Origin of the sequence: Rubrivirga aquatilis (genome assembly GCF_046845665.1) — a bacterium.
Lineage (GTDB): Bacteria > Bacteroidota > Rhodothermia > Rhodothermales > Rubricoccaceae > Rubrivirga.
On record NZ_CP177355.1, the window covers coordinates 959,421 to 975,339 of the forward strand.

Here is a 15,919-nt window from a genome sequence, read left to right on the forward strand (position 1 = left end):
GGTCTATGCGCGCGGGGTCGCGAGCGAGGAGTGGGGTTTAGACGAGCGAGGTGCCCTTGGCGCGGGCATCCTTCAGCACGGCCGAGATCCCCTTCTTGTTGATCGTCTTGATCGTCTGGGCGGACACGCGGAGGGTGATCCACTTGTCCTCCTCCGGCACGTAGAACCGCTTCTTCTGCAGGTTCACGTTGAACCGCCGCCGCACCTTGTTGTGGGCGTGGGAGACGTGGTTGCCGAACATCGGCTTCTTGCCGGTAAGCTGGTCTGTGCGGGACATCGGTCGTCGCGGCACACGTCCGCGGGCTCGGGGAGGGATCCTTCGGGGCCGCTGCGCATCGGTGCACAGCAGAGCCATCGAACCTACGGCCCCTGGGGGGCGAGGCCAACCCGAAACCGGCCCAAACGTGTGAGTCTGGGGCGAAGACGGGCGTTCGGGGACGAGGAGCTGGGCACGGGGAACGGGCAGAGCCTTCCGGCCCGGCAGATCCGGCAGCCGCGGCACCGTCTGCTCGCTCCCCTTTCCTCGTTCCCCGTCCCTTAGAAGATCCCGACGCGGATCTGGACGGCGTGGTTGCGGCGCTGGAGCTGGCCCAGCAGGCGCCCGTCCTCGACGCCATACGTGGCGTACCCGAGGCGGACGAACTTGGTCGCGATGGACGCCCCGGCCGTGGGCATGCCCTGGCTGACGCCGGCACGGAGCTCGAACACACCGCCGAAGCGAGCCCGCGCGCCGCCCCGCAAGCCGGCCTGCGCCGACTGCTCGAAGTCGGACGTCGCCGCCGAGGTGTAGTCCACGCCGATGGAGGCGCGAACGCCGGGGATGGCAGGGAGACGGAAGGCGGCGCCGACGCGGGCGACGGCCTCGGTCGGGCGGTCGTCGAAGCGGGCTTCGAGCGCGGCGATCTCGGCGGTGTCGTCGGGCGTGCCCTCCGAGCCGGAGACGTCGATGGAGCGGTCGAAGTCGTAGTCGATGGTCCCGCCGACGTTCGAGAGCTCGGCGCCGAGGTCGAGGCCCGGCACGACGACGTCGGTGGCGAAGGCGCCGACGGCCAGGCGGACGGCGTCGCCGCGCAGGACGTAGATCTTTTCGCCGTCGGGGTCGAGGGCGTCGACGGGGTCGGCCTTGCCCGTCACGCGACGCTGGAGGTAGGTGGCCGAGGCGCCCACGCGGAGCCCGAAGGGCATGGCGAGGGCGGCCGGCGTTTTGCCGAGGTCGAGGCCCACCACGACGGGCACGGCCACGTCGGCCTGGCTGTAGAGGTCGATGAACGGGACCCCCCCGCCGCCATTCGTGATCCGGCCGCGCGAGACCGACGAGCCGTAGATCCCGGCGCCCACGGACGCGGGGCCGGCCCCGAACCGGAGCGACGGCGCCAGCACGGCGAGGTCAGCCGTCTTCGGCTGCGCGCCGATGCGGAGCGCCTCGTTGTAGAGCACCGCGAGCCGTGTGGGGTCGTTGGTGCGGATCTCGTCGAGCCCCTCCTCGATGGCGGGGCCCAACTGGGTGTCGTAGAAGTCGTACGTCTCGCGGACGTTGCCGCCGGCGCCGGCGGTCGCCCCCGCGATCGTCAGCGAGAAGCCGCGGGCGGTGATGTGGGCCGGGTTCGACAAGAACGGCGAGTCGAGCGTCGGCATGGCGGCCACGGCGCCTCCGGATCCGAGGGCGACCAAGTCGGTGGCCCCGACCGGCGACTCGCGCGCGGGCGTCACGACCGGCTGGGCGAAGGCGGGCACCGCGAGCGCGGCGGCGAGGGCGAGGAGGGCGGCGGGACGACGCATCGAGGGGGGAGTCGGGGGGGGAGCAGAGGTATCGACCCGGAGGGGGAACGCTTTACCAAACGGCCCGAACGAGAGCCCGGGCGCCCGCATGCTCGCGGGCGCCCCGGTCGTCGAAGAGGTTTAGAGAGACGAGAAGGAACGGAGGGCCTACGAGGTCTCTTCTGCTCCTCCCGTCCTCTTCTTCTGGTGTGGGCTAGCCCGTCGTGCAGTAGCCGACGACGGCCTGCTGGAGCTCTTGGTACGCGTCGAGGGCGACCTCGACCACCTCGGTGGCGACGGAGCTGCCGCCGAGCATCTCGGCGCGGGCGTCGAGGGCGAGGACGGCCTGGCCGAACGCCTGGATCGGGGCCTCGGCCGCCTCGCGGAGCTCGGCCTCGTCGTCGGCGCAGATGGCGATGGAGCCGTCGGCGAGCCGGTACCAGGTGGTGCTCTCCGGGAGGCTCTCCGAGACGTAGAGGTAGGCGTCGACGAAGTCGGTGAGGGCGCTGACGGCCAGCGTCTGCGACTGCTGCGGGGCCGTCAGGCCCTTCGCGCCGAGGTCGGCGATGGCGCCGGCCCGGTCGTAGACGAGCTCGCCGTCGGCGACGCTCGTGCAGAGCTGGAAGCTGGTGACGGCCTGGGGCACGACGCCGTCGAGCAGGCCCTCGGCGCGGTCGAGCGTCTCGGTGCCGGCGAGCAGCTCGTCGAAGCCCTCGACCTCGGTCGGGTCGAAGACGGTGGCGGTGGGGTCGCTGGCGAAGGCGCAGCCGCCGCGCGCGGCGGTCCGGCCGGCGCCCGAGCCCGTGGCGGTCTCGGTGAGGAACTGGCCGATGCGGTCGAGGTCGAGCAGGTCGATGCCGTCGCGCTGCAAGAGGGTCGTGGCCAGCTCGACGCGGACCTTCGAGTTGGCGGGCTCCTCGACGAGCGCGCGCTCCAGCAGCGTCACGGCGGCGTCGTAGTTGCCCTGGTCACGGGCGATCACGGCATCGTCGACGGCCATGTCGACGCCACCGTCGATGGAAAGGGGGCCGACCTCGTCGCACGCGGAGAGGGGGAGCAGGAGGATCGCGAGGAGCGGGAGGGCGAGCGTGCGCATAACGAGGGTGTACGTGTGGGCGTCCGGTATCGGGGACGGGGCGCCGTCGCGCGTTCGGCGCTGGCCTATGGAACCGGAACGGGTGGTTTCGAACGGATAGAGGCGCTGGGGCTCCGCGAATCCGCAGACACCGAGTCCTGGGAGGCCGTTGCGCATCGACGCAAGGCCATCCCACGCGTCGGGCCGCGCTCCCCCCACGCTTCGGACGGGGAGCAGAGGGAAGGGAGACGGATGGGGGAGCCGCTGTCGCCGACGAGCGAAGGGCCGCGAGCTACGCCCCTGACTGGACCGCTCGCGCCGGGTCGATGCGCGCGGCGCGAGCGGCCGGGTAGACGGCCGCCAGCGCGCACAGCCCGACCGCGACGACGACGACCGCGCCGATGTCGAGCGGGCGGATGGCGACTGGATAGGCGTCGATCACGAACGAGCCGGCCTCGGCCAGCTTCACCACGCCGAACGTCTTCTGGACGAGCGAGATGCCGAGCCCAACCGCCAGCCCAATCCCGGCGCCGACGCCGCCCACGAGCAGCCCTTCGAGCAGGAAGATCCGCCGGATGTCGGCCCGGCTGGCGCCCATCGCCTGGAGCGCGCCCAGGTCGCGCTGTTTTTCGATCACGATCATCGTCAGCGCCCCGACGATGTTGAAGGCGGCCACGACGATGATCAGGGCCAAGATGGCGCTGGCGGCCCACTTCTCCAACTTCATGACGCTGTAGAGCGAGCCCTGGAGGTCGTACCACGTCTGGACGGCGAACTGGCCGGGCGCGTCGGCGTCGAGCCGAGCTTGCAGGCGCTCGGCGACGGGGCCCGCGTCGTCGAGGTCGCTCAGGCGCAAGTCGACGCCGGTGACGGTGCCGCCCGTGGCGAAGAGGCGCTGGGCCTGGTCGAGGGCGACGAAGACGTGGCTGTCGTCATACGTGGGCTCCAGCGAGAACGTGCCGCGCACCTCGAAGGCGCGCTGGTCGGGGATGCCGAAGGGGTACAGGGTGATGGCGCGCTCCAGCGCGCCGGCCGACAGCAGCGACACGCGGCTGCCCGGGACGCGGCCCGCCCGTGGGCTCTGGGCGTCGAGTTGCACGCCGGGATCCGCCGCGCGCGCGCCGGTGCGCCCCGCCAGCCCGGCGCCCATCACGATCCCGTTCGTCCCGTCGGTGCGGCCCAGGTCAAAGACGCCGTCGCGGATGGACTGGCCGACGCGGGCGTCGAGGGAGCCGGGGTCGACGCCACGGACGGTCACCACCTGGCCGGGCCCGCCGCCCACCGCTAGCAGGGCCTTGCCCTCGACGTAGGCGCTGGCGCTGGCGATGCCGGGCTCGTCGCGCGCGATCGTCAGCAGCGCGTCCGCGTCGGCAATCCCCCGCGTCCCGACCGCCTCGATGCGGACGTGCGGGTCGTAGCTCACCAGCAAGTCCCGGACGACGTCGTAGAACCCGTTGAGCACGCTCAGCACGACCACGAGCGCGGCCACGCCGATGGCGACGCCGGCCACGGAGACGCCGGAGATGACGGAGATCAGCGTCAGCCGGCGGCGGCTGGCGAGGTACCGGCGGGCGATGAGGAGGCGGTAGTCCAGGGCGGGGAGTCGGTTGGTCGGTGAGTCGGTCGGGCCCGCGCTCGGCCGGGCACAGAAGCGGCGCTTTACGGATGTCCTCCGGCCGACGGGTCGGCGGGCGACTGACCCTCACCCTGTCCCTCTCCCAGGGGGACAGGGTGAGGGGGGCGAGCGAGACCCCCTCTTACGCTAGCGGTTCGGCGCGGAGTCGGGCGGCCGCGAGCCGCCGGCGGCCTCGACCTCGGCGCGGATGCGGGCCATCTCGGCGCGGGCCTCCTCGAGCTGGCGCTCCTGGTCGACGAGCCGGCGCTCCCACTCCTGGAGATCCGCCAGCGTCTCCGAGATGGCCGCCTCGCGGACTTCGAAGGGCGCCATCTCGTAGTAGCCGCGGTCCTCGAAGTAGCCTCGGAAGAGGAAGTTGTGCTTGCCGGCCTCCATCAGCTCGGCGGCCCGGAACGTGGCGAGGGCGCCCCAGCCGGCGGCCTGGTTGAGGCGGTCAGTGATGGCGCGGATGTCGGAGGAGACCGTCTGGAGCTGGCCGGCGCCCTCCTGGAGCTGGGCCGCCGTGGCGAGGAACGTCTCGTAGACGGCGGGCTCGTTGAGGAACTTGGCGACCGTGCCCTCGCCGGTGTAGACGCGGGTCAGGATCTCGTCGACGCCGCGCGAGGCGTTCTCGGCGACGGCGACGAGCTGGTCGGCGCGGGCGGTAAAGCTGCGCAGCGTCTGCTGGGCCTCGGTGACGGTGCCGGCGAAAGCGTCGGCCGTGGCGACGGAGCTCTCGTAGAGGGTCTCGTCGTACAGGAAACGGCCCAACGTGCCCTGGCCGGTCCGGACGTCGGCCAGCGTCTGGGACAGCCCGACGGTCACGGAGTCGAACCGGGCGACGGACTCGAAGAGCCGCTCGGAGACCTCGGCGAGGGCGAAGGGGTTGACCCCTTCGATCTGGCCGTTGTCGGCCACCTGGGGCCGGTTCGCGCTCCCGTCGGTGAGGGATACGATGACGCTGCCGACGAGCCCGTCGGTCTGGATGAGCGCGCGGCTGTCCTCGCGGATGAGCGGGCGGGCCTCCTCGTCGATCGCCATGAAGACCATGATCGGGGCGCCGGGCTCGGCCGGCAGCTGCACCCGGTTGACGCGGCCGACCGAGATCCCGTTGTAGAACACGGACGCGCCGGGCTGGAGCCCGGCCACGCGGTCGAAGCTGGCGCGGACGGCGAAGGTGCTGGCGAACAGGCTGTTTTGGCTCCCGATCACGAACATCACGCCGATGGCCGAGAAGATCGCGAGCAGGATGACGAGGCCGAGACGGGCTTGGCGAGACATATTCGAGGGGTCAGCAGGGCCGACAGGTTACGCGACTCATGTGGAAGGGATGGGCGGCCCGAAGGGCAGCAAGGGGTGACCCCAAGGGGCGACCGGAATCACGCCGTGCCGTACGCCTCGGTCCCGGTAAAAAACTCCTGGAGCGCGGGGTGATCCGAGCGGCGGACCTCGGCGAGCGGGCCGGCCTCGACGATCCGGCCGTCGAGCAGGAAGTGGGCCGTGTCGGTGATGATCTCGGCCGCCAGCAGGTCGTGCGTGATGGCGATCGACGAGATCCCGCGCGTGTCGCGGAGCTTGACGATGAGCTCGGAGACGACGCGCACGGAGACGGGGTCGAGGCCGGTCGTGGGCTCGTCGTACAGGATGATGTCGGGGCGCAGGATGAGCGTCCGCGCCAGCCCGATCCGCTTTTTCTGGCCGCCCGAGAGCTCGGCCGGGTACTGGTCGCGCGTCTCGGGCAGGTTGACGTCCTCCAGAGACTCCATGATCAGGTCCTCCTTTTCGTCGTCGTCGAGCGTGGTCAGGCGGTCCAAGAAGAACCGCATGTTGCCGTAGACGGTCATCGAGTCGAACAAGGCGCCGCCCTGGAAGAGGTACCCGAGGCGCGTCCGCTTGCGGTCGAGCTGCTCTTGGTTCATCAAGTCGAGGCGCTCGCCGAGCACCCAGACCTCGCCCTTGTCCGGCGCCAGCAGCCCGACGACGTGCTTGGTGAGCACGCTCTTGCCGGTGCCCGACCCGCCGAGCACGACGGCGCTCGTCCCGCGCTCCAGCGCCAGGTTGATGCCCGTCAGGATTTTCTTGGGGCCGAACCCTTTGTGCACCTCGCGCAGGTCGACGACGATGTGGTCCGGCGGCGGCGGCGAGGTGCCGAGGATGGGGCCGCCCTCAGGGTCGGCGAGGAGACTCGCGTGGTCCGGCGTGCCGGGGACGCCGGCCGGGGGCGCGCCGGTCGGGTCGTCGGTCGGGTCCGCCAGCCCGTCGTCCGAGAGCGGGTGCGGGCCGTCGGCGTCTCCCGGCTTGCGGCGGGCGTCGGCGCGGTCGGAAAAGCGGGACATGAGCGGATGCGTGGAAGGTCGGAACGTTCAACGTTGAACGTTCAACGTCGCACGGCGGCGCTGTCAGGCGGAGCCGGAGATGTCGCCGAAGAGGATGATCGAGGCGCGGACGATGACCACGTCGGCGATCAGGATGAGCAAGCTGGAGATGACCACGGCCTGCATAGCCGCCCGGCCCACCTCGCGCGTCCCGCCGCGGACGTTGTAGCCGAGGTAGCAGCTCACGATGCCGACGATAAACCCGAAGATGGAGGTCTTCAGCGTGTCGACGATCACGTCGGCGAAGCGCAGCGTGTCGAAGGCCGTCGAGATGAAGATGCGGAGGTCCATCCCGTCCGAGAGCACGGCTTCGAGGTAACCGCCCGTCAGCGCCAGGATGTCGGTGATCATCGTCATCACAGGGAACATGATGATGCACGCCAGCACGCGCGTGACGACGAGGTAGCTGAAGGGCTTGAGCGCGGCGACTTCGAGCGCGTCGATCTGCTCGGTCACCTTCATCGAGCCCAGCTCGGCACCCATCCCGGCGCCCAGGCGGCCCGCCAGCACCAGGCTCGTCAGCACGGGCCCGATCTCTTTGATGACGCTCAGCGCCAGCATCGACGGCAGGAAGCTCTCGGCGCCGAACCGCGCGAGTGTGCCCCGGCTCTGCATCGCGAGCACCACGCCGATCGAGAAGCCCACGACGCCGGTCAGCGTCAGGCTCTTGGTCCCGACCTCGTCCATCTGGGTCAGCAGCTCCTTGAACTCGAAGGGGCGTCGCCAGAAGCGGCTGAAAAAGCGGCCCATGAAGGCGAACAGGCCGCCGGCCTCATTGAAGAAGGCCTCGCCGGGGACGCTCGTCTCTCTCGCGACCTCCTTGCGCTCCTCGACCTTGCGCTCGACCTCTTTCTCCTGGAGGATCTTCTCGTTCTGTCGCGACCGCCGCGAGGCGCGCAGGCGGGTCGTGAGCGAGTCGGTGGGGAGGGTCTCCATGTGCGGAAAGTAGCGCAGCCGGTCGGCGGGGTTCGTCCGGTTCTGCCCCGCTTGCGGCGGGGCCGTGGCTGGCGGGCGGCTCGCTCGGCAGCCCCCTTGTTCGCTCGGCTCGCGGAACCGCCCGGCGTCTCGGATCCGACCTCCCCTCCCGGGCGGGAGGGCCTGGGGGAGGGCGACCGGCTGGCGCCAGCGGGGGGGCGTGCGGTTGAGTGGCACCCTCACCCCGCCCCTCCCCCGAGAGGAGAGGGGACGTCGTTTGTACCGTCACGTTGAGTCCGCTGAGTCCGCTCAGTACTGGCGGAGGTACGCCAGCGAGTCGGCGTCGAAGCGGGGCGTCTCGACGCCAAAGTCGGCGAAGAAGGCGGAGGGGTCGCAGGTGTTGCCCTCAATCAGCATCTCGAACTGGGCCGGCGAGATGGGCAGCAGCCCTGCCCGGCCCAGCGTGTAGACGCCGATCCGCGCCAAGCCGATCGGGACGGGCGCGGTCGGTTTGGGCGCGATCCCCCCGCCCCGGGCGATCCGCGCCAGCACCTCGCGGTACGGGATCCGCTCCGGCCCGGCCACGCAGTACGACACGCCTGCCGAGGCGTCGCGGTCGACGGCCTGCGCCATCGCGTCCGCGCACGCCGCGACGTGGACCGGCTGGAGCTCGTAGTCGCCCTTCCCAAAGACCGGCAGCACCGGGAACGGGCGGACAAGCGTTTCCCACAGCCGCTTGGCGAACTCGGGATCGTCGGGGCCGGGGTCGCCGAACAGCGTCGACGGGCGGAAGATGACCGTGTGTGCGAAGTCGGCGCGGCGGACGATCTCCTCGGCCGCCCACTTCGTGCGCTGGTACGCGCTGTTGCCGTCCGGCCGTGCCCCATTCGCGCTCATGTGGACGAACCGCGTCACGCCCGCGGCCTGCGCGGCCTCCACCACGCGGCGCGTCCCGCCGACGTGGATCCGCTGGAAGGTGACGCCCTTCGACGGCTTCTCGTCGATGATGCCCACGAGGTGGACGACCGCGTCGACCCCGTCGAAGGCGCCCGCCAGCGAGGCGGCGTCGGTCACGTCGCCCTGTTCGGTCTCGACGTCGTCGGGCAGGCCGGCGCCGTCGCCGCGGACGAGGGCGCGGACGGTGTGGCCTCGGTCGCGCAGGGCGGCGAGGACGTGGCCGCCGACAAAGCCGGTGGCGCCAGTGAGCAAGACGTGCATGAGAGTCAGGAGAGGGGAGGGCTTGAGCGGACGGGGCGCCGGAACGGTTCCGTGCCGCAACCCCGGGGGAGATGGACGCGTAACTTTCACTCATCACTGAAAATGGTGGCCATGTCCCCGCTCCGCTTGCGTCTCGCCGCCCGGTTGTCGCTCGCGGTCGTGTGGCTGGGCGAAGGAGTGGGGCTGAAGCTGTGGCTCCGCGACGCGGGCGAGCTGGCGCTCGTCGAGGCGTCGGGCTTGTGGATCGTCTCACCAGAGGCGACGCTCGTCGGCATCGGTGTGCTGGAGGCCGTGGCGGGCGTCGTGTTGCTGGTCGGCTACCGCGAGCGGCTGGCGGTCGTCGTCACGACGCTGGCGATGGCGGCGATCACGGTCGGCGTGGTGGGGGCCGACCCCTCGGCACTGCTGGCGCCGCTCACGGGTGTGCTTAAAAACAGCGCGCTGGCGGTGTGCGCGGCCGTCGTGTGGTCGCTGCCTGACGGCGTCCCTGACGGGGTGGCGCCCGAGGCGGGGCGGGCCCCGATCCCCGCCCTACGATGACCCGCCGCGCCCGCCTGCTCGCTGGGCTCGGCGCCCACCGCGCCGCGTTCGCCGAGCGCTTGGACGGGTTGCCAGACGAGATCGTCCACGCCCGCCCGGCGTCGGGGGCGTGGTCGCTGGCGCAGCTCGCGGAGCACTTGCTGTTGATCGACGGCGGTCTCCGCCCCGACGGACCGCTAGCGGGTGGGTTGGCGCGAGCGACGTCGGGCCTGCGGAGCGGGGGGATCCGGCTCGTTCTGTCGCTGCCGGTCCGGATCCCGGCCCCGCCGTCGGCGCAGTCGGTGATGCCGAGCGCGGCGCCCCGGTGGCCCGACGTGCGCCAGCGGTGGGCGGCGCTCCGCGCGGGGTGGCGCGAGCGAGATCCGCAAGCGGGCACGGTCGCCTTTTCGCACCCCATTGCCGGCCCCTTCCTGCCGGACGACGCGCTCGCGTTCCTGCTGGCGCACCATCGCCACCACGACGCGCAGGTGCGGCGGACGCTCGCCGGGCTTGCGAGAGACGAGGTGTAGAGGAGCAGACGAGAAGAGGCGTCGGGGGGTGGAGGTCGCGGGGACGGGATAGGCCCATCTTCCACCTCGTCTCCTGTCCACTTCTCCTCCGCTCCGTGCCCGGCTACGACCCCGCTGCCCTCGCGCGCGACCTCAAGGCCCAGGCCCGGCGCATCGGGTTCGACGGCGTCGGCATCGCGACGGCGACGCGGCTGGACGCCGAGGCGGCGCGGCTGGAGGCGTGGCTGGCCGATGGCCGCCACGGCGGCTCCGACGGGGCGATGACGTGGCTGGAGAGGAACTTCGAGAAGCGGATCGACCCGCGCGTGCTCGTGCCCGGTGCCGAGAGCGTTGTGTCGGTCTTCGTGAGCTACTTCCAGCTCGGCCGCCAGCCGGGCGAGGGCGGCGGCGCCAAGATCAGCCGCTACGCCTGGGGCGATGACTACCACGACGTGCTCAAGGAAAAGCTGGCGGAGTTGTTCGACTGGCTCGACACACGCACCGGCGGGGCAGGCGGCCGCGCGTTCGTCGACTCGGCGCCGGTGATGGACAAGGCGTGGGCGCAGCGCGCGGGGCTGGGGTGGCAGGGCAAGAACACGAACCTGCTGACGACCACGCACGGCTCGTTCGTTTTCCTGGGCGAGCTGATCGTCGACGTGCCGCTCGCGCCGGACCCACCGTTCCGCGCCGATCACTGTGGCAGCTGCACGCGCTGCCTCGATGCCTGCCCGACGGGCGCCCTCGACGCGCCGTACCAGATCGACGCCACGCGCTGCATCTCGTACTGGACCATCGAGCACCGGGGGCCCGACCTGCCGGAGCTGGCGGCCGAGTTCGGCGCCTGGGCCTTTGGCTGCGACATCTGCCAGGACGTGTGCCCGTGGACCAAGTTTTCCCAGCCGACGCGGGACGCGCGCTTCCTGCCTCGACCGGGCGTCACCGATACGCCCGCCAAGGAATGGGCGGAGATCGACCTCGAGGCCTTCCGCGAGCGGTTCCGGCGCAGCCCGGTCAAGCGGGTCAAGCACGATGGGTTCGTGCGCAACATGGAAACTGCGGCGGCCAACGCGAGCACCGATCCGTAGCGCCGAAGCAGGCTGCGGCGCCGCGTTGGCACCTCGCCGCAACCGACGTCCCCTCTCCCCTCGGGAGAGGGACAGGGTGAGGGTGTGCCCGTCGAGCAACGTCGTGCCCGTCGTCCTCCCCCGGCCCCTCCCGTTCGGGAGGGGAGGTCTGCAACGAGGGACGCGTCCGCCTCGGCGCCGGGGCGGAGGAGGCTACGCCGCCGGCAGCGCGAGCGTGAACGTGGAGCCCTCGCCCTTGACGCTGGCGGCCGAGAGGTCGCCGCCCATCTGCTGAACCAAGCGGCTGGCGATGGCGAGGCCCAAGCCGGTGCCCCCATAGTCGCGGTTGACGCGGGCGTCCTCCTGCACAAAGGGCTCAAAGACGGCCTCCAACACGTCGTCGGCGATGCCGACGCCGGTGTCGCGGACCTCCAGGCGGACGCGGTCGGCGCTGGCCGCCAGCGAGACGACGACGGAGCCGGCGGGCGTGAAGCGAGCCGCGTTCGACAACAGCTGATCGACGACCTGCTCCAGCCTCGACGGGTCGGCCTCGACCATGAGCGCGTCGGCGGGGGCGGCGACGGTCAAGGTGACGCCGCGCGCGGCGAGGTCGTCGGTGTAGCGGGCGGTGACGGCCCGGGCGAGTGTGGTGAGGTCGACCGGCTGGTGGGCGAGGTCGAGGGCGCCGGTCTCCAAGCGCGACAGGTCGAGCAGGTCGGTGACCAGGCGGAGCGCGCGGCTGGCGGCGTCGCGGATGGTGCCCGCGAATTCGGCCACCTCGGGCGGGGCGCCCGGGATGTCGGCGGCCTCCTCGACGAGCAGGTCCGAGAAGCCCCGGATGGCGCCGAGCGGGGTGCGCAGCTCGTGGCTCATCATGCGCAAGAACGCCATCCGGGTCTGGGCGGCGCGCTCGGCGATGCGGCGGGCGCGGTCGAGCTGGGCCTCGGCCTCTTTCTGGGCCGTCACGTCCGCCAGCAAGCCCCCGGCCACGGGGCGGCCGACGGCGTCGACGGAGGGGCGGGCGCGCTCGGAGATCCAGACGACGTCGCCGCCGTCGAGGCGCAGGCGGACCTCGACCTGGGACGGCTCGCCGGCGCGGAGCCGGGCGTCGTGGGCGTCGAAGGCGGCGCGGTCCTCGGGGACGACGAGGTCGGCCCAGTCGGCGTCGCCCGCGAGCACGACGTCGGGGTCGAGGCCGGTGATGGCCTCGGCCTGGGCGGTCACGAAGGCGTAGGCGCGGTGGCCGTCGTCGTCGTGGCCGAAGGTGAACAAGGCGTCGTCGAGATCGGCAACGGTGCGGCGGAAGCGGGTCTCGGCCTCGACCCAGGCCCACAGCGTGCCGAACAGGGCGCCCAGGCGGCCCGCGGCGGCTTCGCAGGCGGGCGTCCACGGAGCGGGGCGGCCGAGCATGAACGCGCCGGGGACGGAGCTTTCGACGGGGATCACCAGCACCGATGCGGCGCCGAGGGCCTCGGCGAGGGGGCCGCCATCGATGGAGACGGGCGCGCGGCCCACGAGGGGCGGCGCGTCCGCAGCCTCGACCTCGACGAGCGCGGGCGACGCGACGGGTGGCCACGAGGCGCACCGGACGAAGGCGCCGGTCTGGCTCTCGCCCACCAATGCCACGGCGACCTCGGCGCCGAGCGCCTCGCCCATCCGGGTCACGCCGGCCTCCAGCAACGCGAGGGCGTTCGGCCGGGAGAGCGCGACGTTGCGGAGCGCGGCCTCTGCGGCTTCGAGACGGTCGGCGAGCGGAGCGGGGGCAGAAAGGGGGGCCATGGCGCGGAGTATCGGCGGGGAGGGCGGCGGTCTCTAGCCGACCCCGCCCCACCTCGTCCCCGAGGTGAGCGGGGGGCATTTCGGCCGCTATCCATCAGGGCGTCCCCCTCGACCGAGGGGGGATGCCAGCGTCGGGTGCTGGCGGACGGCTGGCACTCTACGCTGGCGAGGCGGCGCGGCGCTCGGCGGGGACCACCCACAGGCCCCAGGCGACGCCCGCGACGATCTGGACACCCGCGAGCCCGGCGATCAGCACGCCCAGCGCCATCCCGCCCTCCAGCAGCAGCCCGGCGGCGACGATGGACACGCTCTCAACGAGTGTGACCAAGAGCCAGTCGGTGGAGATGACGCGGCCCCGGAAGGCGTCGCGGGCGCGGTCCTGCAAGAGCGTCGTCGAGAGCACCCAGTTGGCGCCACTCGCGCCGTGCGCGAACACGACGAGCGCGCCGACGGCCCAGCGCGCGTCGCCGACGGCGGCGATGGCGAGGTAGCCCAGGCCGCAGGCGACGGTGCACGCCGCGAGGACCGTCGGCCACCGGCGCTCGTCCTGGAAGAGGGACCGGGCGATGACGGGCCCCAGCCCAGTGCCGAGCCCGCGTGCGGCGAACAGGATGCCGATGCCGGTCGTGCCGGCGGTCGGGAAGAGGCTGTCGCCCAAGAGCGCCAGCGAGAACATGAGCCCGCCGCCGCCGATCCCCCAGGCGGCCTTGGCAAACACGAACCGGGCGACCGCCGGGCGCTGGCGGACGTAGCGCCAGCCGTCGGCGACCTGGGCGACGGCCGTGCCGACGACGTTGCGCACGACGCCGTCCTCGGCCGTCGTCTGCGCCTCCGTCTTCGGGACGCGGAGCTGGGCGATGAGCACGGCGCTGACGAGGTACGTCGCCGCGTCGAGCACGAACACGACGTCCGTGCCGAAGGCGTCGACGGCGGGGCCCCCGGCGGCGGCGCCGACGGCCAGCATCGTGGACCACGTGGCCGAGAGCAGCGCGTTCGCGGTGAGCAGCTCGCCGGGCCCGGTGATGCGCGGGAGCACGGCGTTCTTGGCCGGCGTGAACGCGGCGCTGACGGCGATCTGAGCGGCGCCGAGCACGTAGAGCAGCCACAGGTCGTCGACCTCGCGGATAAACAGGAAGCCGAGCACGAGGGCCGCGCGCACGAGATCGGCCCCGATCATCAGCTTGCGGCGGTCGAGCCGGTCGGCGAGGACGCCGGCGATCGGCGACGCGAGCGCGAGCGGGATCAGCTTCGTCAGGAAGACGCCGCCCAAGGCCGCCTCGGAGCCGGTGAGGTCGAGCGCCAGCCGGTACAGCGCGAGGGTGTTGAACCAGTCGCCGAAGAGCGAGACGACCGTCCCGCCCCACAGCAGGCGCACGTCGCGGTTGCGGCGCAGCAGGGCGCCGAAGCCGACCGTGCCGCGCAGGTTCGTGGGGGGACTCGACATCGGCGCGGCACACGACCGACGCGGCGGCGAAGTTCACCGGCCCCGCCCCGCCGCCCGGTGATCCTCCGCCTCTTCTCGCTCGCCACGCTCGCGCTCGCCCTTGTCGGGTGCGTCGCCAGCGACGCGGCGCGGGCGCCCGTCGCCGCGCGGCAGGTGGTGGCCGAGGGACGGTTCGAGATCGAGGGCCACGCGCGGGGCGCGTACGGACTCCGCGTTCAGCTGCTGTTTCACCGGCGCGGCGGCGGGTGGGAGCGCCCGCTCGACGGGGCGGACCGCCAGCGGGCGACGGTCGGGCCCGACGGCGCGTTCCGGATCGCGCTGGCGACGGCCGTCGACCTGTCCCTTTTCGACAGCGTCGCCGTAGCGCCAGCGACGGAGTCGCAAGCGATCCGGCTGCTCCGCGCGGATGCGCGCCGGGCGGGCGAGGTATCGGTGCTGTGGAGGTCGGCGGTTCGTCGGCCGCTGCCGCCGACGGGGGATGTGTCGCTGGCGGGGCTGGCGGGCGCCGTTTCCCGTCCGGTGGGCGTCGCGATCCGCACGGCGACGATCGCGCGCGAGTTTGTGCACCGTCTCTACGACGGCGCCCCGCCGTTCGCCCTGCCACGCGTGGACGTGGAACTGAGCGGCGGCGGTGGGTACGTGTTCCAGGCCATCGACCCGGACGCGCCGTGGGGCCACGAGATCGAGGTCCGCGCAAGCGGCATTACCCCGGCGCTGATGGCGCACGAGTACGGGCACTACGTCAGCTATCGGATGTGGGGCTCGGACGCGGTCCGGTACTCGCTGCGCAACCGCCAGCTTCGCGAGGGCTGGGCCATCTTCTTCTCGTTCGCCGCGCGAGCGTATGCCGCCGCCCAGTACGGCGACCCGGACCTCGCGCCGTCGAACCCGGAGCGCGCGCCGTTCACCGACCACATCGACGCGGACGTGCGCTACGACCGGATCTCGTACGGCGTCTCGCACCCGGACTACCCCGCCATCGGGGCGCTGCTGTGGAGCTTGTACGATCGCGCCGAGCCGTCGCCGTTCGAGCCCGAGGGCCCGAGCGCGGGGAGTCTGGCCGGCGACAACGACGACATCTCGGGCGGCGTCGCCGTGTTCGAGGCCGTCCGCACCGCTCGCGCCCACGTGTTCGACGAGGCCGGCGTGCTCGAGGTCGTCGCCGCCTTCCGCGAGGGCCAGCCGGCCGAGCTGGCGGCGTCCATCGACGGGGCCCTCGCCTTTTTCCTGTGCCCCGCGGCGCCCCACTGCGACGTGAAGGCGCCTGCCAGCGACGACGCGCGCACGGCGTCGCTCACGCTGCGCCCGGTGTCGCCGGGGACTCTGGTGGCCCGGCGCGTGCCCGGCGGCGTGGCGCTGACGTGGGACCCGCGGACGTACGCGGCGCCGTGGGCGAATCTGCCGGACGCGGTCCACATCTATCGCGACGGCGAGCGGGTGGCCGCGCTCCCCGGGACGGCGTCGGGCTGGCTTGACGCGGGCGCGAGCGGGGGCACGTACGAGGTGCGCGCGGTGGGCGGCGGAGGCGAGTCGGCGGGCGGGGCCGTGGTGGAGGTGGAGTAGGGGCGACGCGGCGGATCGCTCGGGGTGAGCGCGGTGCCCGGCAGATCCCCCCGCTCGGACGCGCGCACCGATCGCCACTCTTGCA

The 15,919-nt window shown here is 72.5% G+C and carries 14 protein-coding genes; 4 read left to right on the forward strand and 10 right to left on the reverse strand.

Translation table 11 applies throughout. The features are described from left to right. Positions 1-37 precede the first annotated feature (37 nt). From rpmB to ACLII4_RS04210, 8 genes are all read right to left on the reverse strand, one after another. The gene (gene rpmB, locus ACLII4_RS04175) at positions 38-277 is read right to left on the reverse strand and encodes a 50S ribosomal protein L28 (protein WP_412069636.1); all 240 of its coding nucleotides are present in this window, start codon (positions 275-277) and stop codon (positions 38-40) included. Between the two features lie 260 nt (positions 278-537). Next, entirely contained in the window at positions 538-1,779 is a 1,242-nt protein-coding gene (locus ACLII4_RS04180; RefSeq protein WP_412069637.1) for a hypothetical protein, read from the reverse strand. Between the two features lie 193 nt (positions 1,780-1,972). Then, positions 1,973-2,854 (reverse strand): tetratricopeptide repeat protein, encoded by an 882-nt coding sequence (locus tag ACLII4_RS04185; protein ID WP_412069638.1) that lies wholly within the window; start codon positions 2,852-2,854, stop codon positions 1,973-1,975. 271 nt (positions 2,855-3,125) lie between these two features. Continuing rightward, positions 3,126-4,343: an FtsX-like permease family protein gene (locus tag ACLII4_RS04190; protein ID WP_412069639.1), complete on the reverse strand. Its 1,218-nt coding sequence runs from the start codon at positions 4,341-4,343 to the stop codon at positions 3,126-3,128. A gap of 252 nt (positions 4,344-4,595) precedes the next feature. Continuing rightward, on the reverse strand, positions 4,596-5,729 hold the full coding sequence (locus tag ACLII4_RS04195) for an MlaD family protein (protein ID WP_412069640.1): 1,134 nt from the start codon (positions 5,727-5,729) through the stop codon (positions 4,596-4,598). 98 nt (positions 5,730-5,827) lie between these two features. Beyond that, positions 5,828-6,784, reverse strand: a complete 957-nt coding sequence (locus tag ACLII4_RS04200; RefSeq protein ID WP_412069641.1) for an ABC transporter ATP-binding protein — start codon at positions 6,782-6,784, stop codon at positions 5,828-5,830. Positions 6,785-6,847: 63 nt separating this feature from the next. Further along, positions 6,848-7,759: an MlaE family ABC transporter permease gene (locus ACLII4_RS04205; protein ID WP_412069642.1), complete on the reverse strand. Its 912-nt coding sequence runs from the start codon at positions 7,757-7,759 to the stop codon at positions 6,848-6,850. Positions 7,760-8,047: 288 nt separating this feature from the next. After that, positions 8,048-8,956 carry an NAD-dependent epimerase/dehydratase family protein gene (locus ACLII4_RS04210; RefSeq protein ID WP_412069643.1) on the reverse strand — a complete coding sequence of 303 codons (909 nt, stop codon included), beginning with the start codon at positions 8,954-8,956 and terminating at the stop codon, positions 8,048-8,050. A gap of 111 nt (positions 8,957-9,067) precedes the next feature. Between ACLII4_RS04210 and ACLII4_RS04215 the strand changes: the two genes are divergently transcribed. The 3 genes from ACLII4_RS04215 to queG all read left to right on the forward strand — a co-directional run bounded on the left by ACLII4_RS04215 (position 9,068) and on the right by queG (position 11,069). Next, positions 9,068-9,496 (forward strand): DoxX-like family protein, encoded by a 429-nt coding sequence (locus ACLII4_RS04215; RefSeq protein ID WP_412069644.1) that lies wholly within the window; start codon positions 9,068-9,070, stop codon positions 9,494-9,496. After that, on the forward strand, positions 9,493-10,005 hold the full coding sequence (locus ACLII4_RS04220; protein ID WP_412069645.1) for a DinB family protein: 513 nt from the start codon (positions 9,493-9,495) through the stop codon (positions 10,003-10,005). The genes ACLII4_RS04215 and ACLII4_RS04220 overlap by 4 nt, the downstream gene beginning before the upstream one ends. Before the next feature lie 95 nt (positions 10,006-10,100). Further along, positions 10,101-11,069, forward strand: coding sequence for a tRNA epoxyqueuosine(34) reductase QueG (gene queG, locus ACLII4_RS04225; protein ID WP_412069646.1), 969 nt, complete (start codon positions 10,101-10,103; stop codon positions 11,067-11,069). A gap of 192 nt (positions 11,070-11,261) precedes the next feature. Here the strand turns inward: queG and ACLII4_RS04230 are convergent, their stop codons facing one another. After that, positions 11,262-12,827 (reverse strand): sensor histidine kinase, encoded by a 1,566-nt coding sequence (locus tag ACLII4_RS04230; RefSeq protein WP_412069647.1) that lies wholly within the window; start codon positions 12,825-12,827, stop codon positions 11,262-11,264. 157 nt (positions 12,828-12,984) lie between these two features. Continuing rightward, entirely contained in the window at positions 12,985-14,271 is a 1,287-nt protein-coding gene (locus ACLII4_RS04235; RefSeq protein WP_412069648.1) for an MFS transporter, read from the reverse strand. 57 nt (positions 14,272-14,328) lie between these two features. Here ACLII4_RS04235 and ACLII4_RS04240 point away from each other — a divergent pair, with 57 nt between their 5' ends. Continuing rightward, positions 14,329-15,834 carry a hypothetical protein gene (locus tag ACLII4_RS04240; RefSeq protein WP_412069649.1) on the forward strand — a complete coding sequence of 502 codons (1,506 nt, stop codon included), beginning with the start codon at positions 14,329-14,331 and terminating at the stop codon, positions 15,832-15,834. The last annotated feature ends 85 nt before the right edge of the window (positions 15,835-15,919 follow it).

What these genes read in the sequence shown, in the direction of transcription:
- ACLII4_RS04210 (WP_412069643.1), bottom strand. Translation starts at nt 8,956, where the DNA reads ATGCACGTCTTGCTCACTGGCGCCACCGGCTTTGTCGGCGGCCACGTC.
- ACLII4_RS04185 (WP_412069638.1), bottom strand. Translation starts at nt 2,854, where the DNA reads ATGCGCACGCTCGCCCTCCCGCTCCTCGCGATCCTCCTGCTCCCCCTC.
- ACLII4_RS04195 (WP_412069640.1), bottom strand. Translation starts at nt 5,729, where the DNA reads ATGTCTCGCCAAGCCCGTCTCGGCCTCGTCATCCTGCTCGCGATCTTC.
- rpmB (WP_412069636.1), bottom strand. Translation starts at nt 277, where the DNA reads ATGTCCCGCACAGACCAGCTTACCGGCAAGAAGCCGATGTTCGGCAAC.
- ACLII4_RS04235 (WP_412069648.1), bottom strand. Translation starts at nt 14,271, where the DNA reads ATGTCGAGTCCCCCCACGAACCTGCGCGGCACGGTCGGCTTCGGCGCC.
- ACLII4_RS04230 (WP_412069647.1), bottom strand. Translation starts at nt 12,827, where the DNA reads ATGGCCCCCCTTTCTGCCCCCGCTCCGCTCGCCGACCGTCTCGAAGCC.
- ACLII4_RS04180 (WP_412069637.1), bottom strand. Translation starts at nt 1,779, where the DNA reads ATGCGTCGTCCCGCCGCCCTCCTCGCCCTCGCCGCCGCGCTCGCGGTG.
- ACLII4_RS04205 (WP_412069642.1), bottom strand. Translation starts at nt 7,759, where the DNA reads ATGGAGACCCTCCCCACCGACTCGCTCACGACCCGCCTGCGCGCCTCG.
- ACLII4_RS04200 (WP_412069641.1), bottom strand. Translation starts at nt 6,784, where the DNA reads ATGTCCCGCTTTTCCGACCGCGCCGACGCCCGCCGCAAGCCGGGAGAC.
- ACLII4_RS04215 (WP_412069644.1), top strand. Translation starts at nt 9,068, where the DNA reads ATGTCCCCGCTCCGCTTGCGTCTCGCCGCCCGGTTGTCGCTCGCGGTC.
- ACLII4_RS04220 (WP_412069645.1), top strand. Translation starts at nt 9,493, where the DNA reads ATGACCCGCCGCGCCCGCCTGCTCGCTGGGCTCGGCGCCCACCGCGCC.